General features: G+C 68.9%; 21 protein-coding genes. 14 read left to right on the top strand and 7 right to left on the bottom strand.

The annotated features are described in order from the left end of the window. Positions 1–5: 5 nt before the first annotated feature. Positions 6–1,574 carry a cell wall-binding repeat-containing protein gene (locus H9622_RS09585; RefSeq protein WP_191766180.1) on the bottom strand — a complete coding sequence of 523 codons (1,569 nt, stop codon included), beginning with the start codon at positions 1,572–1,574 and terminating at the stop codon, positions 6–8. 185 nt (positions 1,575–1,759) lie between these two features. Between H9622_RS09585 and H9622_RS09590 the strand changes: the two genes are divergently transcribed. The 4 genes from H9622_RS09590 to H9622_RS09605 all read left to right on the top strand — a co-directional run bounded on the left by H9622_RS09590 (position 1,760) and on the right by H9622_RS09605 (position 5,071). Continuing rightward, positions 1,760–2,521, top strand: a complete 762-nt coding sequence (locus H9622_RS09590; protein WP_191766181.1) for a hypothetical protein — start codon at positions 1,760–1,762, stop codon at positions 2,519–2,521. Positions 2,522–2,570: 49 nt separating this feature from the next. Continuing rightward, on the top strand, positions 2,571–3,017 hold the full coding sequence (locus H9622_RS09595) for a DUF2809 domain-containing protein (protein ID WP_191766182.1): 447 nt from the start codon (positions 2,571–2,573) through the stop codon (positions 3,015–3,017). Between the two features lie 44 nt (positions 3,018–3,061). Beyond that, positions 3,062–4,015, top strand: a complete 954-nt coding sequence (locus H9622_RS09600) for a L,D-transpeptidase (protein WP_225221945.1) — start codon at positions 3,062–3,064, stop codon at positions 4,013–4,015. Between the two features lie 69 nt (positions 4,016–4,084). Further along, the gene (locus tag H9622_RS09605; protein ID WP_191766183.1) at positions 4,085–5,071 is read left to right on the top strand and encodes an aldo/keto reductase; all 987 of its coding nucleotides are present in this window, start codon (positions 4,085–4,087) and stop codon (positions 5,069–5,071) included. A gap of 6 nt (positions 5,072–5,077) precedes the next feature. Here the strand turns inward: H9622_RS09605 and H9622_RS09610 are convergent, their stop codons facing one another. The 6 genes from H9622_RS09610 to H9622_RS09635 form a co-directional block, all read right to left on the bottom strand. After that, positions 5,078–5,533, bottom strand: coding sequence for a DUF1294 domain-containing protein (locus H9622_RS09610; protein ID WP_191766184.1), 456 nt, complete (start codon positions 5,531–5,533; stop codon positions 5,078–5,080). A 61-nt stretch (positions 5,534–5,594) separates the two neighbouring features. Further along, the gene (locus tag H9622_RS09615; RefSeq protein ID WP_191766185.1) at positions 5,595–7,082 is read right to left on the bottom strand and encodes a hypothetical protein; all 1,488 of its coding nucleotides are present in this window, start codon (positions 7,080–7,082) and stop codon (positions 5,595–5,597) included. A 135-nt stretch (positions 7,083–7,217) separates the two neighbouring features. Further along, positions 7,218–9,098, bottom strand: a complete 1,881-nt coding sequence (locus H9622_RS09620) for an adenylyl cyclase (protein ID WP_191766186.1) — start codon at positions 9,096–9,098, stop codon at positions 7,218–7,220. A 209-nt stretch (positions 9,099–9,307) separates the two neighbouring features. Further along, entirely contained in the window at positions 9,308–9,709 is a 402-nt protein-coding gene (locus H9622_RS09625) for a DUF7144 family membrane protein (protein WP_191766187.1), read from the bottom strand. Between the two features lie 105 nt (positions 9,710–9,814). Further along, positions 9,815–10,420, bottom strand: a complete 606-nt coding sequence (locus tag H9622_RS09630; RefSeq protein ID WP_191766188.1) for a GNAT family N-acetyltransferase — start codon at positions 10,418–10,420, stop codon at positions 9,815–9,817. 149 nt (positions 10,421–10,569) lie between these two features. Beyond that, a complete protein-coding gene (locus tag H9622_RS09635; protein ID WP_225221946.1) occupies positions 10,570–12,027 on the bottom strand; it encodes an HNH endonuclease in 1,458 nt (485 codons plus the stop codon). Positions 12,028–12,215: 188 nt separating this feature from the next. Between H9622_RS09635 and H9622_RS09640 the strand changes: the two genes are divergently transcribed. The 10 genes from H9622_RS09640 to H9622_RS09685 all read left to right on the top strand — a co-directional run bounded on the left by H9622_RS09640 (position 12,216) and on the right by H9622_RS09685 (position 20,285). Then, positions 12,216–13,028, top strand: coding sequence for a glycosyltransferase (locus H9622_RS09640; RefSeq protein WP_191766189.1), 813 nt, complete (start codon positions 12,216–12,218; stop codon positions 13,026–13,028). Between the two features lie 170 nt (positions 13,029–13,198). Next, entirely contained in the window at positions 13,199–14,884 is a 1,686-nt protein-coding gene (locus tag H9622_RS09645) for a PxKF domain-containing protein (RefSeq protein WP_191766190.1), read from the top strand. A 40-nt stretch (positions 14,885–14,924) separates the two neighbouring features. Then, positions 14,925–15,350 (top strand): SRPBCC family protein, encoded by a 426-nt coding sequence (locus H9622_RS09650; protein WP_191766191.1) that lies wholly within the window; start codon positions 14,925–14,927, stop codon positions 15,348–15,350. Between the two features lie 25 nt (positions 15,351–15,375). Continuing rightward, positions 15,376–15,768 (top strand): hypothetical protein, encoded by a 393-nt coding sequence (locus H9622_RS09655; RefSeq protein ID WP_191766192.1) that lies wholly within the window; start codon positions 15,376–15,378, stop codon positions 15,766–15,768. Positions 15,769–15,777: 9 nt separating this feature from the next. Then, the gene (locus tag H9622_RS09660) at positions 15,778–16,077 is read left to right on the top strand and encodes a DUF1905 domain-containing protein (RefSeq protein ID WP_191766193.1); all 300 of its coding nucleotides are present in this window, start codon (positions 15,778–15,780) and stop codon (positions 16,075–16,077) included. A gap of 424 nt (positions 16,078–16,501) precedes the next feature. Continuing rightward, the gene (locus tag H9622_RS16115; protein ID WP_191766194.1) at positions 16,502–16,879 is read left to right on the top strand and encodes a type IV pilin protein; all 378 of its coding nucleotides are present in this window, start codon (positions 16,502–16,504) and stop codon (positions 16,877–16,879) included. 65 nt (positions 16,880–16,944) lie between these two features. After that, the gene (locus H9622_RS09670) at positions 16,945–17,334 is read left to right on the top strand and encodes a hypothetical protein (RefSeq protein WP_191766195.1); all 390 of its coding nucleotides are present in this window, start codon (positions 16,945–16,947) and stop codon (positions 17,332–17,334) included. After that, entirely contained in the window at positions 17,331–17,855 is a 525-nt protein-coding gene (locus tag H9622_RS09675) for a hypothetical protein (RefSeq protein WP_191766196.1), read from the top strand. Before H9622_RS09670 ends, H9622_RS09675 begins: the two co-directional genes overlap by 4 nt. After that, positions 17,846–19,453 carry a hypothetical protein gene (locus H9622_RS09680; RefSeq protein ID WP_225221947.1) on the top strand — a complete coding sequence of 536 codons (1,608 nt, stop codon included), beginning with the start codon at positions 17,846–17,848 and terminating at the stop codon, positions 19,451–19,453. The genes H9622_RS09675 and H9622_RS09680 overlap by 10 nt, the downstream gene beginning before the upstream one ends. Position 19,454: 1 nt before the next feature. Then, a complete protein-coding gene (locus H9622_RS09685; RefSeq protein WP_191766198.1) occupies positions 19,455–20,285 on the top strand; it encodes a prepilin peptidase in 831 nt (276 codons plus the stop codon). Positions 20,286–20,297 lie beyond the last annotated feature (12 nt).

The raw sequence follows: 20,297 nt of genomic DNA on the forward strand, positions 1-20,297 counted from the left end.
ACGCGTCAGCAGTTCCGAAGGGACGACGGTGGAACCGCCCCGGTCCCGCCGGCGATCACGACAGTGCGTGGACCCTGGTCGTAGGTGAACCCGAGCGAGTGGTAGTTCGGGTCGCAGGAGCGTCCGACCAGGAGCAGCGGCGACTTCATCATTCCTGCGACTGCTGACGCCGCCGCGGCGTCCGCGAAGCTTGAACCGATGGCGTAGAACCGGGTGTCTGCGGCCGCCGAGAGCTCGGAGGCGAGAGAGGTCGCAGTCCCGTACCGGTCGGCGCCGCTACGGCGGGTGAGGTTCGGGTCGAACGAGATCAGATCCGCTTCGATCCCTGCTGACACCACACTGGTGTCCCCGGCGATCCGCAGCGACGCAGAGTAGGAGCTGACGAGGCTCCGCGTGGCTGGGTCGAGCGATGTCCGCGTTCCGTCGACGAGCACGAGCGGGCCGCCGAGCGCCCCCGCGACCGCACCCGCGGCGAGGGCGTCGGGGAAGTTCCGTCCGGTGGCGAAGTAGGCCACGGCCGGGTCGCTGAAGAACCTTTCGGCTATCGCGCGCGACGTCGCGTAGCGGTCGGCGCCCGAGATCCTCTCCACAGTGCCGGCATACGCGCGCAGCGCGGCTTGCGTGCCGCTCGACACCGCCCCCGTCCCACCGATGACGTAGATCGTGCTCGGTCCGATCCGCTTCAGCTCTGCGGCGACCGCCGCGGGGATCCCGCTGCGGGGGACCAGGAGAACGGGCGCCCGGTTGGCGGCGGCGGCGGGAGCCGCGCTCAGCGCATCGGGGAATTCCGCACCGCTCGCGATGAATACCGTGTCGGTGGCGGCGGCACGGTAGTACCTCGCAGACAGGGCGGCGGCGGTCTGGTACCGGTCCGCGCCGGCGAGGCGTGTGTACGTCAGCGGCACGTAGCCGAATGTCAGCGCACCGATGTCGGTGTTCGCGCCGGCGGTCACCCTGGCGACTTTCCGCTCCGGGAAGTAGCGTTCGAAGCCGCTGATGTCCGGCTCGCTGTACCCGCGCAGGATGTACACGCCCGGGGCGAGCCCGCGCAGAGTGAAGGTGCCGTCCGCGCCCGGGCCGATGGGCGTTGCGATGTAGGTGCCTCCACCGCTCTGATGGGTCGTCGGATTGTAGGCGAAGGCCTGGACGGTGATGAGGTGGCTCACCCCGGCCGGGAAGCCGGCCACCGTGCCCGAGATCGTTCCCGCCGCAGCCGACAGGGTGATGTTCCGCGTCAAGCCGGCGTCGGGCACGACCAGCACCTCCGAGCCGGCAGCGAAGCGCGAACCACCGAGAAACCCCGATGCCGACTCCTCGGTCGAGATGTACACGTGGTAGCGACCCGGAGGGAGCTGTGCGGTGTAATCCGGCGTCGCGTCGACGTAACGCTCGTAGGGCACGGTGTCGGCACCGCCGAGCGAGGAGAACGTCAACCAGAAGTCGTCGTCGCCCGGCGCGCCGGTCACGGTGCCGCTCACCGTGACGAGTTCGTCGGCTGCCGTCGCCGGCGGGCCGGCGGTGACGCCCGCGAGAAGCAGTGCGGCTACCGCGAGGGCTGCCGATCGTCTGAACATGCCGTCCTCCATCGTCGGAGTCCACTCACGCGCGCCGCGTGGGTCAACGGTAGGTGCTCTCCCGACACAGCACCAGTTCCAACTGAGGGTCGCACTCTCGTGGTGCAGAATCGAGCGATGAATTCCTGCGCCCCACGCACGGGTGCCGTTTGAGCGCCCCGAGCATCCTTTCGAAGACGGAGGCTGTGCTGGCCGGACTCCGGCACGGTCAGCCCGAGCAGATCACCGAGGCGCTCGAGGGATACGCGAGCGAAGAGCGGACTCCGCTGCGCAGGTTCGTGCGTCCGCAGGCCAACGCGATGCTCGCGGCTCAGAGCGGGGCCCGCGATCCCGAGGGCCGATGGGTCGGCGCACTGGGCAATGAGCACTGGTACGCCGCTCAGGTCGCGCTGCTCGGCACCGCATCGCGGTCTCACGCGCTCCGTCAACGCACGATGGACGGTCCGGTCGCACGCGACCTCCTTCCGCGTCTCTTCCCGGACGACCTGCCGCTCTTCGTGACGGCGTTCTCGGAGCGGTTTCTGACCGATCCGAAAGCGTGGGACGGCAACCGGGGCATCGAGGCGATGTTCGATTGGGCGCAGAGGGGACTGATCGCCCCGCCGGTGCACCAGGGGGCGGTCCTCGCCCTCATCTGCTGGGCCCCTCGGCCCTCGCTGTGGGGCTACCTGCACTCTCACCCCGTGCTGATCCGCACGACGCTCCCGGCTCTGTTCGACGTTCCAGGCGTGAGGGGCGCCTCGGCGGCGCAGCGTGATGAAGGCGGGCTCGGCGGTCGCCTGGACCGTTATGTCATCCCCCGCCTCATTCGCGAAGGGGCGTGGACACGTGCGGAGACTCTCGAGTGGTGCACGCGTGCGCTGAACGTGCCGCGCAGCGAGTACGAGTATCGCTGGTTCCGTGGTCTGCACGACCGGATCGCCGTCGAGCGTCGGCGACCGAACTAGCTCCGAGTGCGCGTGCGTCACCTGCGTGAGATGCGGAAGAATCGACCGGATGGATGACTCCGCCCCGCGCCGCACGACACGCCGCGTCATCGCGGTCGTGCTCCTCGCCGCCGTGATCGTCGCCGGCCTCGCCGTCCATGCCCTGCTGCCCGACACGGCGGTGACCGACATCGCGGGCGACTCCCTGTACGCCGGCGCGGCATATCTTGCGGTCGTGATCGTCGCCCCGCGCCTCGCGCCGCTCTCCGTCGGCGCGCTCGCCGCCGCGTGGTGCATCGTCATCGAGTTCTTCCAGCTGACCGGCATCCCGATGCAGCTCGGCGCGATCTTCCCGGCGTCGATGCTCGTGTTCGGCACGGTCTTCGACGGCCGCGATCTTCTCGTCTATGTGGTGACCATCGTCGTCCTCGTCGGGGCGGACGCGGTCGTCGCGGTCCTGCGCGGCACCTCGACTGCCGACCCGCGTCGGGCTGAGGAGTCGGCGACACCGACATAGTGCTCGGGTTGCGGCATCCGTCACCCGCACCGACCATTGAGTGCATGGGGGATGCTGCGCCACGGGGCGCCGATCTGGGTGAGTCCGCCGGGCCGCGCGGCGGCGCGCGTCGTCAGCGGATCGGGTGGCTGCTGCTGGCGGCGATCATGCTCGTGGTCGCGGGCGTCGTCGCGGCCGCGCTGCTGGCGAGCCCGGACGCGCCGTCTGCGGCGGCGCCGTCTCCGACGTCGACCCCGACGGTGACGCCCACACCGACCCCGACGCCCACTCCGACGCCGACGGGATTCCCCGCGAACACGGCGCAGTACGACGTGACGCAGCTGCCGCAGGTGAACGTGTTCGCCGTGATCCCGCAGCTTCCGCTCGACGACGACCCGTTCACGGAGGCCACCGGCGAGACCGCGCTCGCGCTCGGGATCGGCGCCCCGGTCTGGGCCGATCCCACCGCGGAGCCCGTCGCCTACGTGCCGCGCGAGTTCCCGTACGACGGCACGACGCTGCCGGTCGTCGAGCGGCAGGACCATTGGGTCAAGGTGCTGCTGACCGGGCGGCAGGCGGTGCCGTCGAAGGGCGACGCCGCCCAGGTGAGCGGCTGGCTGCGGGCGCAGGACGTCGAGTTAGGCTCGACCGACACCGCGGTCGAGGTGAGCATCGCCGCGCGCACGGTCGACATCGTGCGCGACGGGGTGCCCGAGCGCATCGCGACCGACTTCGGCTGGGGAACCGACATCACCCCGACGCCGCTCGGCCGAACGTTCATCATGACGACCCGCGTCGTTCCCGAGTTCTGGTACACCCGCGGGCATCCGATCATCTACCTCGGAGTGCAGTCGCCGACCCTCGACGGATTCGGGGGAGCGGATGCCGCGGTCACGGCCTTCCACTACCACGATGAGCGTTCCGGCCCGATCTCGAACGGGTGCATCCGGCTCGATCCCGACGCGATCGCCCGGCTCGCCGAGCTGCCGCACGGGACGCCGGTCATCATCAACCCCTGACCCTCCGGCAACCTGGCATGCTGGATCGCGGTGCCTCGTTCGAGGCGGCCATTGTCGGAAGGATCCCCCATGAAGCAGCGCCCGCTCGGCCGCACCGCCCGTCAGGTCTCGGCGATCGGCCTCGGAACGTGGCAGCTCGGCGCCGACTGGGGCGCGGTCACCGAGGAGGACGCGACGGCTGTGCTCGCGGCATCCGTCGACCACGGCGTCACCCTCTTCGACACCGCCGACGTGTACGGCGACGGGCGGAGCGAGTCGATCATCGGACGCTTCCTCGCGGGGCGCACCGACATCACGGTAGCCACGAAGATGGGCCGGCGCCTCGCGCAGGAGCCCGAGAACTACACGCCCGAGAACTTCCGCGCGTGGACCGACCGGTCGCGCCGCAACCTCGGCGTCGACACGCTCGACCTGGTGCAGCTGCACTGCCCGCCGTCGGCCGTGATCGAGGATGACGCGACGTACGAGGCACTCGACGCCCTGGTGGCGGACGGCAGGATCGCGGCGTACGGCGTCTCGGTCGAGACGTGCGCGCAGGCGCTCGCCGCGATCGCGCGGCCGAACGTGACCAACGTGCAGATCATCTTCAACCCGTTCCGCCTGAAGCCGCTCGACGAGGTGCTGCCGGGAGCCGCGGCTGCGGGGGTCGCGATCTTCGCGCGGGTTCCGCTGGCGTCGGGTCTGCTCTCTGGGAAGTACACCGCGTCGACGACGTTCGCGGAGAACGACCACCGCACCTACAACCGTCACGGCGAGGCGTTCGATCGAGGCGAGACGTTCTCGGGCGTGGACTACCAGCTCGGTCTCGAGGCCGCCGATGCGCTCGCCGCCGCCCTGCCCGACGGCGTGACGCTGCCGGCGGCGACGCTCGCGTGGATCGCATCGCGTCCGGGCGTGACGACGGTGATCCCGGGTGCGCGCAACGTGCGTCAAGCGCAGTCGAATGCGGATGCCGCGGCCCTCATCGACGGCGGCTTCGATGTCGACGCATTCGATGCCGTGGTGCGCGAGGTGTACGACTTCCGGCTGCGCGAGGCGATCCACCCGCTCTGGTGAGGTCGGTCAGAGCCGGAGCGTGAGGTCCCAGCCGCGGAGCCTCGCGAGGGCGACGAACGAGCCGAGCAGCAGCAGGTTCAGCACGACGGTGCGCCAGAACGCCCGGCGGAACGATCGCTTGCGGGTCTTGTGGCGGAAGAGCTGCTGGGCGATGACGGCGCCCGGCCATCCGCAGAGCAGTCCGAGTGCGAGCAGGGTCTGCTCCGAGACCCGCTGACCCGCGCGCCGGGCGGCCGACTTGTCGAGGCCGTACGCGGCGAATGCCAGCAGGCTCATCACGGCATAGAGGGCGGGCATCCACCAGGGGAGGTCGAGCACGACGTACGCGACCGCGAACACCCCCGCGAAGACGGCCAGCGGCCACCAGCTGAGCGCCGCCGGCAGCGGCCGCGAGAGGTCGCGCGGGCGCTCGGCCGCATCGAATCCTGACGGACGGGAGCGGCGGTCGGGTGCGAGCGACATGCGCTCGATCCTAGGACGGGCGCGGCGTCTTGCTTCGCCCTGGTGCTCCGTCGCCGTAGGTTCAGGTGGGCAGCGCGCCGACGGAGGTCCAGTCAGCCCCGGTCTTGTCGATGAGGGCGTGGTACGCGCCATTGCCGATACCGCGGCCGGCGGCGTGCACCCTGTCGCCGCGCACGAGGAAGTAGTCGAACCCGACTGCGACGGCCGTCTGCAGGCGCGGTGCCGAGATGCGACGCGTCACGACGAACTGGCTCGACTCCGCCTTGGCGCCCGTGATCACGAGTATGAACGGGACGGCGAGCTCAGCAGCCGCCGCGCGCTGCTGTTCATCGGGTGTGGGAGGATCGCCCACCGCCGTCGATGCGGGCCTGACCGCGAACTCGATCGACAGGGCGGCCTCGAGCGGTGTCTGGCCGCCACCTGTCGGAGCGCCCGTGATGCGCGTCGTGAAGGCGTTCATCCGCTCGACGACAGCCTTGACTGCGGCGAGCGCGGGGGTGATGCCGGCGAGGCGATCGCTGTCTTTCTCAGCCTGCTCGATGCGCTCCTGCGCGCTCCGAGCCTTCGCGCTGTCCTGATCCTTCTCTGCGGCCAGGTCGGCCTTCGCCTTCTTCAGGTCGGCGGCGGGATCGCCCAGCGCGGTGACGAGATCGTCCACGGTCTTCGTGAGCTCAGCGGCGGCGAGATCGCCCTCGATGATCCGCCGAACGACGGCGAGAAGCGGCGAATCGGCGATCACCGGTGCGCGGAGCGTCTCGTGACGCACCTCGCGCATGTCCTCAGTCTCCAGCAACGCGGAGATCACGGCCGCGTGCACGGTGACGGCGGGCACGTCGAACTCTGCCGTCCGCACGGCGACGTCCTGCTCGAAGAGCGATGCCACCTCCGTGATGGCGGTGCCCAGGGCTCCGGCGGCCGCGAGGGCGAGATCGGGGCCGAGCGCGCCGAACGGCCTCGGCCCGCCGTCCGGCAGCTTCGCGGCCTCCGCCAGCTCGGTGCTCGTGCGGGCCAGCTCCTGCTCGAGCACCGAGCCCTCGTCCATGATCCGCTGATAGCCGATGAGCCGGGTCGAGATGTTCGGGTCCGACGTCACGAAAAGGGGAACGTCAGCGGGAATGCTCTTGTCCGTGAGCGCCGCGGCCAGGCCCGCCGCGACGTCGGCGGCCGCCGTTCCAAGCGCGAGCGCCGTCGCCTCACCCTGGCGGAGCGCGCGGCCGTCCGAGAATGTGACGGTGTTCTTGGCCAGCGAGCTGAAGTCGGGGACTGCTTTCGAGAGCTGGTCGCGGTAGTTGGTGACGCGCGCTGCGCGGTTCTCCTCGTCGGCCTTCGCGTTCGACAGCCGCGTCGTCTCGAGACCGAGCTCGGACTGCCGCTGCGCCAGCCGCGTGGTCTCGATGCTGACGCGTGCCTGGTCGTTCGAGATGCGGGTCGTCTCGAGAGCGATCCGAGACTGCTCGTTGGCGATCTGCGTCGTCTCGAGCTCGGCGCGCGATTTCTCGAGCGCGAGGAGCTTCTCGAATGCCGCAACCAGGTCGTCGATCTCGGCCATGTGTGTCCCCCATCGATCACGCCCCACCGATGAGGGAGATCATGGCGCAACTTCACCCTCTTGCGGAAGAGGCGGCACGAATGACGGATGCCTCGGCCCGGCGGAAGTCCCGGGCCGAGGCATCCGCTCGCCGTTCTACGGCGCGGGGTAGTCCACGAGGTACTGCGGCGCGCCGGTGTTGGTGTTGTCTGCCTGACCGCCGACGCCGTTGACGACGTGCTGGATCGTGCCGGCGCTGAGGTTCACCGTCATGATGTGGTGAAGCTGCACGCCGGGCGTCTCCGGCACCGAGAATCCGTTCGCCGTGATGATGGACGGGTTGTTCTGGTTGAAGACGTACACGCCGGCTCCGTCGAGGCGGTGGTTCTTCACCTTCGCGTCCACGACGTAGCCCGGGTAGCCGAGCGTGCCGTCGGGCTGCGTCCAGTCCGCCTGGGTGGGCGGGTCGTACGGCAGCTCGTTCTGGTACAGGATCACGCGGCCGTTCTCGCCCTTCCAGAGCGTGTTGTACTTCTGGAAGTGCTCGACGAACAGGCCCGTCGCCGTGACGTTGTCGCCGTTGACGATGACCCCGTTCGTGCCGGTGTTGGTGGCCCAGCGCTCGTTATCGCCGTTGACGCCGTCGGTCGGGTCGAAGCCCTCGATGCCGTGGTCGCCGCGCCACACCCAGGTGTGGTCGATGAGCACGTTGTCGGAGTTCACCTCGAGAGCGGTGGTCGTCTTGCCGATGTGCGGGCCGCCGACGCGGAAGTACACGTCGCTCAGCGTGATCGGGTTCGCGGCTCCCAGCGGCTTGCCGCCCTTCGCCTTGCCGACCCGCAGCAGAACGGGCGAGAGCTCGGTGCCGGCGTCGATGGTGACCCCGGCGATGACGATGCCCGCGGCATCCTTCACCTCCAGCGGAACCGCACCGCCCACAGCCGTGAGCGTCGCGTGGCCGATGCCGAGCACGACTGTGTCGGCGCGCTTGACGTCGATCGTCTGGGCGATGTCGTAGACGCCGGGAGTGAGGAGCAGGTGCTGGCCGCGGGCGAGCGCGTTGTTGATGTCCTTCACCGAGTCACCGGGCTTCGCGATGAAGAAGTCGGTGATCGGGATGCTGCGCCCCGCCGTCATGCCGTCGGCCCAGCTCACCCCGCGGGTGTCGGACTGCGCCTCGGGCACGCGCACGTTGTAGCGACCCTCGTCGTCGACGTAGAGGTACGGCTTCTCGCGGCTGAGCGGAGTCTCGTCGATCGTCGTGTACGGCGGGTCGGGGAATCCGGCGTCATCGGGGGCGCCGACGACACCGGAGAAGACCTGGTTCCAGACGCCGTTCGACCAGCCGGCGACCTCGCTGTTGCGCGTGAGCCACTGCTGCTGCGAGCCGCTCACGACGAACGGCAGGCGGGAGTCGGCGATGAACCCGCCGCTGGCGAACTGCGGGCCGGCGGTGCAGTAGTCCATGAGCGACAGGTTGGCGCCCGAGATGTCGAGTCGGCGCATCGATACGGCCTGCGACACCGCCCAGAAGTTCGCGCTGGCGCGGCATCCGTCGTCGTCGAGGCTGTTCACCTGCAGCGAGAGGTTCGAGATCGTCCGCCAGAAGTTGACGAGCGCGATGCAGTTGTCGGCGGTGAGGCAGCGGTTGTAGACCTCGATCGAGCCGTTGATGTCGACGTCGGTAGGGGAGGCGCCGAGCCCGGCGACCTCGGTGTAGTAGCCGACGTCGAACTGCAGCGGGTTGTCGGCGGTGCCGTACTGGCCCGGCAGGAAGTAGACCGCGCGGCGCACCGAGCTCATCTCGGCGTCGCGTTGCTGATCGGCCAGCGCGTCGAGCTCGGCTTCGATCTGGTCGACGGGAGTGTCGGGGCTGTACACGGTCACGTTCGGACCGAGGTCGGGGTCGAACGGGTCGACGGCACGCGGCGGCGCGGCCGCGGCCGGCGCAGCCATGAAGGCTCCGGCAACGAGTGTCGCGCCCGTGACGACGGCCGCGATCCGTGTTTTCCGGCGGTGGTGCGTGGGGGTGGTCATGCGAATGTCTCTCTTCGTCGAGGGATGTCGCGCGGCAGGAATGCCGCCTACTTACAGGACAGTAACCAAACTGTGGGAGCGGTTTCAAGGGCGAGTTTTCCGGGGAACCCTCGCCCGGCTCGGGCGCAGATCGCGGTCGCGGTAACAAAGAGAAGGGCGCCGCACCCTGGCCGGGTGCGGCGCCCTTCGTGCTCGGCGGTCGGCTGAGGTCAGCCTTCCTGGAGCTCCCGACCGTGCACGGTCAGGGCGTAGATGATGATGACGTCGAGCGCGATCACGATGAGCGCCCACCACGGCTGCACGCTGAAGAACGCGAGCTGGCTGATGGCGTTGAGGGCGACGAGGATGACCGCGATCACCCGGGCCCACGCGGCCCCGCGGAGCACGAAGATGCCGACCACGAGGATCACGATGCCGAGGATGAGGTGCCACCATCCCCAGATCTCGACGTCGAACAGGAAGGTGCCCGCCTCGGAGGACACCGCCCACTTCTCGACGGGCGACAGGACGGCATTCAGGCCGTTGAGCGCCGCGAGGGCTCCGGCGATGATCATGAGGATGCCGGCGAAGACTGCCCAGCCCGCCCATCCGGTGCGCTGCGTGTTGGACATGATGTCGATCCCTTCGGACGGTGAGATCGGCGAGGGTGCGATCTCTGGCGACTTCATCGTTCTGCACGCCATGGCGGTGCTGCGTCACCCGCCTCGGGTGAAAGGTCAGAAGTCGATCCGCATGGCGAGTCGGCGCTTTGTGGGGTGGGCGACCTCGCGGAATCCTGCGGCCAGGAACGGTCCGACGGGGCCGACGTTGAGTTCGTCCCAGATGATCTGCGCACCGCCCGTCACGAGCGGGTAGCCCTCGATCGCCGATGCGCCACGTTCGCGGGCGAACTCGACGGCAGCAGCGACGAGCGGGTAGGTGAGGCGCTCGCCGCGGTGCCCCTTGCGGACGATCATGCACGCGATCGCCCAGACTGTCGTGTCGTCCTTGTCTTCGGAGCGGCCCTTCCACGGCACGGGCGAGCCGCGCAGCCGGCCGTACACCCCGCGGCGGTCGACCGCGCACCAGGCGACGGGCTCCTCGCCCCGGTAGGCGACGATGCCGATGGTCTCGGTCGCCCGGGGGTCGCCGCAGTGGGTCTCCTCGCGCAGGATCGCGCCGCGCTCGGCGACGGGCATGTACCACCAGTCGTGGTCGCCGAGTCGCTGCCGCTGGCACTGGCACTGCCCGGCGGTGCCGGTGAGGATCGCCTGCAGGTCATCCCACGAGGCTTCGTTGGCGGGGACGATGCGCAGGTCGCGCGTGGTGCCGGCTGCATCCATGGGGTCAGGGTAGACCCCGGTGCGGACAGTCGCGTCAGTCCCGGTGAGAGCCGCCCCGCCACACGCCTGACGCCTACGCCGCCCGCCGGGCCTGCCACCTGCGCCAGCCTCCAGACGCCTGCCGACTACTCCCGCCACACGCCCGTCGCTTACGCCGCCCACCCGAACCGCGCCTTGCCGCCGAGTCTCGGAACCCGCCCGGGATCGACGTGCGCCGGCGGGATGAACCACACCCGCCCGTCGACCCCGCGACCCTCGATCTCGATCTCCCACCCGTTGTCGTGGATGCGATGGTGGCAGGTCTCGCAGAGCAGGACGCCGTTGTCGAGGTCGGTCGGTCCGGCATCCCGCGCCCACCATCGGATGTGATGCGCCTTCGTCATGCCGGGCGGCAGACCGCACATCGCACAGCCGCCATCGCGCTCAGCCAGAGCCAGCCGCTGGGTGGGGGTGAAGAGGCGCCTGCGGCGGCCCCAGTCGAGGATCTCGCTTCGGGAGCCGAGAACCCACGGGATCACGCCGCCCGACGCCGCCATGCGCCGGGCGGTGGCGATCGACACCGGGCGTTCGATGCCGTCGATGGTTGCGCTGCCCGTGCCGTCTCGCAGATCGCTGAGAGTGACGCGGACGATGACCGTCGCACCCTCGATCGGCTGATCGGCGGAGCCGCAGCCCAGCAGGTGCGACGCGAGGAGCACGAGGGCGTCGGCCTGGCGCTGGGGGAGTGTGCGACGCGGTGTATCGGCATCGGCGGGTGAGGCGACAGAGGCAGCCGCCACGCCGGAGCGGTGATCGCCGGTGCCGTGCCGATCGCCATCGCGCGCAGCATCCGATTCATCCGTGCCGACGCCACCGGCGCACGCACGCTCGCTGCGGAACTCGGCCGTCACAATGGCATCGAGGGCGGCCTTGACCGGCGCAGCCGACTCGGGGTCGAGCTTGGCGTTGAGGTGCACCATGCCACCGCGCTCGAACATCAGCAGGCTGCGCTCGCCGCGGAGCTGCTGCTCCTGCGGCTCGAGGCCGTCGGGGTCGAGCCAGGCTTCAGCGCGTGCGACGAGCTTGCCGACCTGGTCGAGGGCGAGCCCTTGGGCTTGCGCGCAGAGCATCCGCTCGGCCTGGTCGCGCTCGTCGAGGCCGGCGCGCAGCGCCACCCGGTCGAGCATCGAGATGATGACCGACGCCGCGGGCATGCCGATGCGCCCGGCAGAGAGGGCCTCGGCGACGTGAGGGTGGCGGGCCGGGGCATCCGCTCCCGTGAACGTGCGACGAGGAGCGGTGGCTTCGCCGACGGCGACGAGTCTCGCGGCGTCGCCGACCGTGGTGCCGGTGGTGGCGGCGATGAGCACAGCGGGGCTGCGGTAGCCGTTCTTCTTGGCGAGCCCCTCGGAGCCGAGTTCGGGGCGTGACTGCCGCGCGATCTCGGACGCCACCCGCGCGTGGACAGCCTCGACGCGTCGACGCAGTGCACCGATCGCGTTGTTGAGGGACACAAGTTCGGCGTGATCGAGAGTATCGACATCGACGTGGGTGCCGCGCGGATCGGTGGCCCAGACATCCGTCACCATCGCCAACGCATCGGCGAGACCGCCGATCGGATCGTCCATAGATTCGAAGATGACAGTGCCTCCCGTCTGCGCGCGATTGACCAATCTGCCGCTATCGGGCCGCTTCTTCAGCGGTTGGGCACTTCCGACACGAACAAATATACTACTAGCGGGAACGTGAAGCAAGGATTTCTCGAAACTTCGGCGCCGCGCCGAGCCGTCGTGCGGGGCGAGAGTATGGTGTGCGTGTGCCCCTCGTCCCTCGTGTCACGGTCGTCATCCCGTGCCGGAACGATGCCGATTTCCTCGATGCCTGCCTGACCGCGCTCGAGCAGCAGACCCATCCGGCCGACCGCGTGATCGTCGTCGACAACGGCAGCACGGATGACTCGGCAGACGTCGCACGGCGGCACGGCGCGGTCCTGGTCGAGGAGGAGAGGGTGGGGGTGTGGCCGGCCGCGGCGCGCGGGTACGACGAGGCGATGTCCGACGCCGACGTCATCGCCCGGCTCGACGCCGACTCACGGCCGCATCCCGACTGGATCGCCCGGCTCGTACGCGCATTCGTGTCAGATCCGGGCCTCGGCGTGCTCACCGGCGGCGCGGAGTTCTACGGTGGCAGCCCCCTCACCAACTATCTCGGCGAGCGCTGGTACATCGGCGGTGGCCACTACTGGGTGCGCAAGTGGCTGGGCGTGCCGCTCGTCTTCGGATCGAACTTCGCGATGCGCTCGACCGTCTGGGAGCGCATGCGCGACCGCGTCGATCGCGACAACGGTGCGATCCACGACGACCTCGACCTCTCGATTCGGCTGCGTCCTGCGGACGGCGTGCGCTACGACCCGCAACTGCTCATGCCGGTCTCGGCGCGTCCGCTGCAGACGGTCGGCGGACTCTCGCGCCGGATCTTCAAGGTTGCGACGACCTTCGCCGCGAGCTGGCCCGAAGGCGCATCGTGGCGCCGCCGTGAAGAGAGTACGAGCAGAGCGGATGCCGCGGCCGGCGTCACCGACGAGTGGACGCCCGACACCGACGACTGGGCACCTGAATTCGGGCGCTGACGCATCGGCCCCGGTGTCGATGCCGGTGCGGAGCGCTTTCCGGCGTTCCGTGCCCCGGCCCCACCGCGGACACCCTTGACACGCGCACCTGGCGGGTGGAACATGTGCGCCAAGCGACCTGGGGTCGCTGCTCGGAGCGCTGGGGAAGCGCCGAACGCAAGGGGGCCGACATGGCCGTTTCACGTACCCGCGCGCGCACAGCCTCGGCGGTCGTTCTGGCCGCCGCGCTGCTGACCGCCGGACTGACCGCCGCCCCGGCGATGGCCGAAGATCCGCCACTCGACTGGACGACCGTAGCCGGATATCCGAAGTCGGTCAACGAGGTCACGGTGACCTGGCAGACGGCGATGTCGTCGACCACGTCGCCCTTCGGCGGAGCCGAACTGCAGGAGCCGCTTCCGCTGATCCGCGCCGACTTCGTCAACGACTCAGGCGAGACGAAGCATTTCGGTCTGGGGATGGACCTGACCGAGCAGGGCGTGGTCGATCCGCTCTGGGAACTCGAAACGTGGGGCGTCACCGAAGAAGCGGTGGGCGGTTTCATCGACACCTTCTGGCTCAGCCTCGATCCCGGCGAGTCGTTCTCGACCGACGATGGTGAGGGAAACGTGTGGTCCATGGCCTTGCCGATGTGGACCGGCCACACGATGCGCATCTTCGAGCTGAGCGAGCCGCCTATCGACGGCGTGACACCTCTCGTCGCGACGCTCGACTCTCTCGTCGTGCCGGGCCGATTCGTCGGCGCGAACCTCGAGAGTCTCGTCGTCGATGACATCTCCGCTCTCATCGGCGAACGCGCGTCGGTCGACGGCGGCGGCGGGTCGCCTGATCTCTTCCCCGGCCTGTCGGCGACGGCGACCGCGTCCGGACTCACTCCCGGGGAACAGCTCGAGCTGTGGATCGCGCCGAATCTGGACTACTTCTACTTCTTCCTGCTCGGCGGCGGTCTGCCGGTCAATGCGACGCACGTCGGCACCGACATCGTCGCGGCAGACGGCACCCTCACCGCGGACTTCACGCTGCCCGCATCGCTGCCCTACGGCACCTATCAGCTCGTCATCGGCGACTCGGCCGAGCGGTACTGGCCGGCGGGAAGCTATGGCGACTTCCTGGTGACGGAGCCGCCGAACGCAGAGTCGGCAGAGACCCAGCCGGGGGCGGACACCGCCGACATCCCACTCGGATCCACTTCCGCGAGCATCACCTACCCCGCCACCGCGTCGGGTGGAACGACGACCGTGACCGTCACCGGCACCGGTCCGGCGCCCGACGGCTTCCAGCTCGTGGGGGGCGGCATCCCGCTCTACTTCCACATCTCCACGACGGCGACCTTCACCGAGCCGGTGGAGGTGTGCTTCACCTACAGCACGGCGAATCTGCCCGGCGATCCGCCGTGGCTCCACCACTACGACAGCGCGCAGGGCCGGTGGTTCAACATCACGACGACCCGTGAGCCGGGCAGGGTGTGCGGCGCCACGACGAGCTTCTCGCCCTTCGCCCTGGGCTTCCCCGACACCTTCGACTTCGACGGCTTCTTCGCCCCGGTGTCGATGGCGGAGCCGAACGTCGCCAAGGCGGGTCAGGCCATCCCGGTGTCGTTCTCGCTCGGCGGCGACCAGGGACTCGAGGTCGTGACGTCGGCGAAGTTCGTGATCGAGGGAACGGACGCCAACCCGGCCGGCGAGCTGCTCGACGCCGTGACCGCCGGACGCAGCGGGCTCACCTACGACGCGAGCGCCGACCGCTACACCTACGTCTGGAAGACCGACAAGGCGTGGGCGAAGAAGACCGGTCAGTTCGTGCTGACGTTGAGCGACGGCACGACCCACACCTTCGACGTGAGCTTCAAGAAGTAGCCCTGCCGCCGCGTCGGCGCCCTGCGCTACGGTGACGGGCATGTTCGAGATGATCGAGAGCGCGCTCGTGGCGGCATCCGTCGAAGAGGTCTGGAGTGATCTGACGGATGCCTCGCGGCTGGCCGAGTGGTACTGGCCGCCGCGCCTCGAGGCCGAGGTCGTCGTCGAGCCGGTCGAGCTCGGGCGGTGGGAGGTCCGCTCGCAGGTCGCCGGCCTCGCCGTGCTGGGCCGCGTGCTCGCCGCCGAACCGCCGTCGCGGCTGCGGCTGGAGTGGCGGTGGGAGGGTGAGGACCACACGACCGACGCCGAGCTCACGCTCGAGAGAGCCGCGGATGCCTCGACCCGGGTGATCGTGCGTCACTCCGGGTTCGTGTCGGCCGACGAGCGCGACAACCACATCGAGGGCTGGTCGAACTGCCTGCAGCGGCTCGTCGATCGCCATGGCGGGGTCGCGGCGTTCGGGTAGAGAGCACCCGCGACTGTGGGGACGGGTGCTCTTCGCGCTGATCTGGACCGTCGGCGTGCTCGGTGCCTTGCTGCTGCTGTGGTGGGGCATCTACCGGCTGCGTCCGGTCGAGATGCAGCCGCAGGTGTGCGTGGTCAACGACGCGATGGTGCTGATGATCGGCGCCCTGGCGCTGGCGATGGTGGCCGCGATCGGCTGGCTGATCATGGGATCAGGCGCCTGGTGCACGATGGTGGCGGCGCCGGGCTTCGTCACCACGGCACTCGTGCTGGCGTTCCCCTGCTCGTTCCTGCCGCAGCTCGTCCTGCCGTTCCTGTCGATGGTCGCGGTCGGCTCGATCGTGCCCATCGTCTGGCTGTACTTCGCCGGCAGCGGGGGACCGGCGACGGGGTCGGACCGCGTCGGCGGTGGTGAGTAGCCTCGGAGCATGATCATCGAGTTCGAGGGCGAGATCTTCCGGTGGGACGCCCGCGACGACTCGGCCTGGTTCTTCACGGCCGTGCCGCCCGAGCTGAGCGAAGACATCCGCGAGATCCCGCGGCCCTACCGCGGCTTCGGCTCGGTGCGGGTGCGTGCGCGCGTCGGCGGCTCGGAGTGGTCGACGTCGATCTTCCCGTCGTCGCAGAGCGGCTCGTACGTGCTGCCGCTGAAGAAGGCGGTGCGGGATGCCGAGGGCTTGGTCGACGGCGGCCCGGTGCTCGTGCGCCTCGACGTGCTGGACGGCTGAGCTCGGTCGCTGTGCTGTGCCTCAGCGACTCCCTCCTCGCTCCGCGAGCTCGTGCGGTTCCCGATAACTCCCGGGGATCTTGAGCAGAGTCAATAGGAAAGCGCATGCCTGAGGCGTTCCTGAGTCGACGCTGAGGCAGCGCGCGTTGACAAGGGTGACGGGGCTATCCCATGCTCTTGGTTGGGAGGGGATTCACGCATTCCGGTGCGTGCGTTCCAGACCCGGCTCTGATGAAGTGCTGGGACGCAAAACTGGGGTTTTACACGAAACTGGGGTTTTCGATCGGCCACGCTGCCGCGTGGTCTCGCTGTGCCGCTCGTCGGTGCGGTGACATCCGTGCTCTTGTCGCGCGGTTCATCAGGGCTGTCTTCAATCACCACTTACAGGGGAGACAGCGCACATGCGTGCATCAATCAAGAACTACATGGACGCCCTTCGCAAGCAGCGCGAGGAGCGGGGCGAGGACGGCGGCTTCTCGCTGATCGAGCTCATCATCGTCGTCGTGATCCTCGGCATCCTCGCCGCGATCGCGATCCCGATCTTCCTGAATATTTCGGACCAGGCTCGAACCAACGCTGCATCGTCGGTCGCTGCCAACGGCGCAACCCAGGTGGCCGCGCAGTTGGCGCAGAACAAGACCGTCGACGTCAGCAACCTGGTCGGGGGTGAAGCGACTTCTGTGTCCACTGTCAACAACTCCACGGCGGGTGCGGCCGAGACGCCTACCACCATTGAGAACGTCTGCGTGAAGGCGGTCGTGAGCACCAAGACCGCCTACGCCGGCCCGGGCTGCGGGTCCTAGCAGCACCCGGTTTGGGGGTCGGGTCGCCGACCCCCAACCTCTCAGCCAATGCCTCGGAGGACTCCATGGATCGAAACTCGGCTGCCGCGTCGGATGCGGGATTCAGCGTCGTTGAAGTGATGATTGCCACTTTCCTCCTAGCGCTGGTCGCGGTTGCACTGCTCCCAGCGTTGCTGCACGGCCTTGGGTACTCAGCTCAGCAGTCCGCGGTCGCCACCGCGACACGCGAACTCAACGCACTCGTCGAGGAAGCGCGCGAGACGCCCACGTGCACCACTCTGTCCGCGGTCGCCAGCACGAACAGCGTGACGGACGGGGCCGGCCAAACGATCACGACCTCCGGCTCCGTCGGCACGTGTCCGGCTGTGTCGAAGACCGTGAAGATCTCACTCACCGCCGTGGACACCTCGGGAACCACGCTCGCCACCACGACCGCCGTCATCTACGTCCCATGACTCTCGACGACGCTCGTGACGACGCCGGCATCTCGCTCATCGAGCTCATCGTCTACGTGCTGCTCGCCAGCACCATCCTGATCGCGACCACCATGATCCTCATCAACTCCTGGAACACCCAGAAGGACGTCACGAGCGTCAGCGAGGCGACGAACCGAGGGCAGTCGATGGGGTCGACGATCGAACGCGCGATGCGCAACGCCCTGGCGTTCGAAGTGACGAACGAGAACGAGCTCCGTGTGCGCACGTCGCTTACCGGCGCCCAGCAGTGCCAGGCGTTCTACCTCGCTCCCGGCACCGCGCGTCTCGCGCAGGCGCCCGGAGTACTGCCGCTCGACCCGGCGTCATGGACTCTGTGGAACTCGGGCGTGAAGCAGAACGGGCTGACGCCGTTCTTCGCACAGGACGGCACGACCGTCACTTACACCTTCGACATCGAGACCGAGTCCGCGCCGGTGCGGTTCGCCGGAGAAGTGTCGACCCGCTCGACCTCCACGGGGGTGACTTCGCCATGCTGGTGATCGATCGAATCTTCCGTCGCACGCGCCGCGACGACGAGGGCGCTGTGCTCATCACGGTGGTCGTCGTGATGCTCGTGGGCTTCATCGTCGCGTCGGTGGTGGCGGCATCCGTCCTGTTCACCATCCAGGCGAACGCGCACAATCGCAGCCAGACGCAGTCCTTCGTCGCAGCGGAATCAGGACGCGACGTCGCCGTCGCCGCCATCGCGGCCGGTTGCACGGGCACCAGCTTCTCGGGCACCGACCCGCAGTACACCAGCACCATCTACACGACGTCGGGCAATCAGCCTTCGTCGGCTGTCGGGCTGACTCCGGGCTGCCCGACGTCGAGCACACGCTTCATCGTCATCCGATCGACGGGAACCGGCACCGACGGCTCCACCTCGACGATCGACTCGGTCTACCCGTGGCAGGTCACGTACTCGCAGCAGCCGGGCGGAGTCGTCACGTACTTCTCCGGTGGATTCCAGGCCGGCCTCTCGCACTACACCGGCGACCTCGTGCTGCGCGACGGAAGCTTCCACTGCAACAACGCCGCCACGCTCACAGGTGACCTCTATGTGCTCACCGGCGACGTCGACCTCAGCAGCAGCTGCGTCGTCGAAGGAGATGTGTGGTCGGACGGGTACGTCAAGAACGGCAGCAGCGCTGCGAAGATCACCGGCTCGATCACGTCGAACAGCTATGTGAGCCTCAGCTCGAACGGCGCGACGTCGGTGGGCAAGGACATCAACGCGATCGGCCAGGTCACTCTGAGCAATCAGGGGAACGACGCCGCGACGGTCGGCGGCAACGTCACGAGTCGCAACACCATCACCGTCGGCTCGAACTGGACCGTCAGCGGCACCGGCACCCCGAATGTGCAGACGGTCCCGGGTTTCACGCCCACCTTCGAACCCACGCTCGACTGGCTGAAGGCGGCGACGAAGTGGATCGACCTGAGCAACGCGTCGGGCTTCGGCACGTCGTACTCGGGCACCTGCAACGTGCTGAAGAACAACGCGAACCCGAGCCTCACCACCTTGCTGCAGACCGCCGGCAGCAAGATCGTCTTCGATTTCACCGGATGCTCGACAGGCCCCGGCCAGAGCTCGGTCGACATCGCACTCGGAAACGTCAACCTTGCCCGAGACGCGGTCTTCATCGTGAAGCCCGGCGCGACCATGAACGTCAACCTGAGCGGAACGCTGACCTCCGCGTCCGGCACCCGGCAGCTGCTCTTCATCCACTCCGACGAGTCGACCGCCTATCGCAACGGCGAGCCCGCGCCCGACTGCGGCAACGGCGGCAACGGTGCCGGCATGAAGCCGGACGGGTTCGATGTGAGCGGGACGCACACCGGCGACGTGCGGATCATGGTGTACTCGCCGTGCGGACTCACCGGCAATGTCAATTCGTCCTTCAGCGGGCAGCTGTACACGAACGACAGCACCAAGCTGAAGTCGACCGGCAACATCCAGACCGCTTACACGTGCCAGCCCATGAGCTGGAGCCCGGCGTTCGACCAGCTCGGCTGCAAGATCAAGGGCAGCGGTGGCGTGGCCACGGGCACCCTCGTGCAGCGCATCGGCTCGCTCCTGTACCAGACGGAGCTCTGACATGACGCCGCTGGAGATCCTGCTCGTCCTCTTCGCGGGGGTCTTCGGTCTCGCGATCGGGTCATTCCTGAACGTCGTCGTCTACCGCGTGCCCGCCGGCATCCCGCTCACGCGCGAGAGTCGCTGCCCGCACTGCGACAGCGCCATCGCACCCGGGCACAACGTGCCCGTGCTGGGATGGCTCGCCCTGCGAGGGCGGTGCGCGTCGTGCCGCGCGGCCATCTCCGCCCGCTACCCGCTGGTGGAGGCGTTCACCGCAGTCGCCTTCGCCGTGGTGACCTGGTCGATTCTGGCCACGACGGCCGCGGCATCCGCTCGCGAATCCTGGGCTCTGGGGCTCGTCACCGCGGCGTACCTGTACTTCGTGGCGATCAGCATCGCGCTGACGCTCATCGACCTCGACACGCACCGGCTGCCGAACGCCATCGTGTTGCCGAGCTACGTCGTCGGGCTCGTGCTCTTCACCGGCGCGGCCGCGCTCGGCGGCGACGGGGAGGCGCTCCTTCGCGCGGTCGTCGGAATGATCGCGCTGTACCTCTTCTACTTCGTGCTTCGGCTCGTGCGTCCCGGTGGCATGGGCGGCGGCGACGTGAAGCTCGCCGGGGTCGTGGGGCTCTATCTGGGCTGGGTCGGCTGGGGAGCTCTTGCCGTCGGCGCGTTCGCGGCATTCCTGGTCGGCGGGGTGGTGGGGCTGGGGCTCATCGTCACCCACCGCGCGGGTCGCAAGACCGCCATCCCGTTCGGGCCCTTCATGCTCATCGGCGCCTGGACTGGCGTCTTCGCCGGCGAGGCGCTCGGCCACGCCTACACCAGCCTCTACTCGGGCACCTAGAAAGGAAGATCG

It is taken from the genome of Microbacterium gallinarum, assembly GCF_014837165.1.
GTDB lineage: Bacteria > Actinomycetota > Actinomycetes > Actinomycetales > Microbacteriaceae > Microbacterium > Microbacterium gallinarum.

What these genes read in the sequence shown, in the direction of transcription:
- H9622_RS09585 (WP_191766180.1), bottom strand. Translation starts at nt 1,574, where the DNA reads ATGTTCAGACGATCGGCAGCCCTCGCGGTAGCCGCACTGCTTCTCGCG.
- H9622_RS09595 (WP_191766182.1), top strand. Translation starts at nt 2,571, where the DNA reads ATGGATGACTCCGCCCCGCGCCGCACGACACGCCGCGTCATCGCGGTC.
- H9622_RS09600 (WP_225221945.1), top strand. Translation starts at nt 3,062, where the DNA reads ATGGGGGATGCTGCGCCACGGGGCGCCGATCTGGGTGAGTCCGCCGGG.
- H9622_RS09605 (WP_191766183.1), top strand. Translation starts at nt 4,085, where the DNA reads ATGAAGCAGCGCCCGCTCGGCCGCACCGCCCGTCAGGTCTCGGCGATC.
- H9622_RS09610 (WP_191766184.1), bottom strand. Translation starts at nt 5,533, where the DNA reads ATGTCGCTCGCACCCGACCGCCGCTCCCGTCCGTCAGGATTCGATGCG.
- H9622_RS09615 (WP_191766185.1), bottom strand. Translation starts at nt 7,082, where the DNA reads ATGGCCGAGATCGACGACCTGGTTGCGGCATTCGAGAAGCTCCTCGCG.
- H9622_RS09620 (WP_191766186.1), bottom strand. Translation starts at nt 9,098, where the DNA reads ATGACCACCCCCACGCACCACCGCCGGAAAACACGGATCGCGGCCGTC.
- H9622_RS09625 (WP_191766187.1), bottom strand. Translation starts at nt 9,709, where the DNA reads ATGTCCAACACGCAGCGCACCGGATGGGCGGGCTGGGCAGTCTTCGCC.
- H9622_RS09630 (WP_191766188.1), bottom strand. Translation starts at nt 10,420, where the DNA reads ATGGATGCAGCCGGCACCACGCGCGACCTGCGCATCGTCCCCGCCAAC.
- H9622_RS09635 (WP_225221946.1), bottom strand. Translation starts at nt 12,027, where the DNA reads ATGGACGATCCGATCGGCGGTCTCGCCGATGCGTTGGCGATGGTGACG.
- H9622_RS09645 (WP_191766190.1), top strand. Translation starts at nt 13,199, where the DNA reads ATGGCCGTTTCACGTACCCGCGCGCGCACAGCCTCGGCGGTCGTTCTG.
- H9622_RS09650 (WP_191766191.1), top strand. Translation starts at nt 14,925, where the DNA reads ATGTTCGAGATGATCGAGAGCGCGCTCGTGGCGGCATCCGTCGAAGAG.
- H9622_RS09660 (WP_191766193.1), top strand. Translation starts at nt 15,778, where the DNA reads ATGATCATCGAGTTCGAGGGCGAGATCTTCCGGTGGGACGCCCGCGAC.
- H9622_RS16115 (WP_191766194.1), top strand. Translation starts at nt 16,502, where the DNA reads ATGGACGCCCTTCGCAAGCAGCGCGAGGAGCGGGGCGAGGACGGCGGC.
- H9622_RS09670 (WP_191766195.1), top strand. Translation starts at nt 16,945, where the DNA reads ATGGATCGAAACTCGGCTGCCGCGTCGGATGCGGGATTCAGCGTCGTT.
- H9622_RS09675 (WP_191766196.1), top strand. Translation starts at nt 17,331, where the DNA reads ATGACTCTCGACGACGCTCGTGACGACGCCGGCATCTCGCTCATCGAG.
- H9622_RS09680 (WP_225221947.1), top strand. Translation starts at nt 17,846, where the DNA reads ATGCTGGTGATCGATCGAATCTTCCGTCGCACGCGCCGCGACGACGAG.
- H9622_RS09685 (WP_191766198.1), top strand. Translation starts at nt 19,455, where the DNA reads ATGACGCCGCTGGAGATCCTGCTCGTCCTCTTCGCGGGGGTCTTCGGT.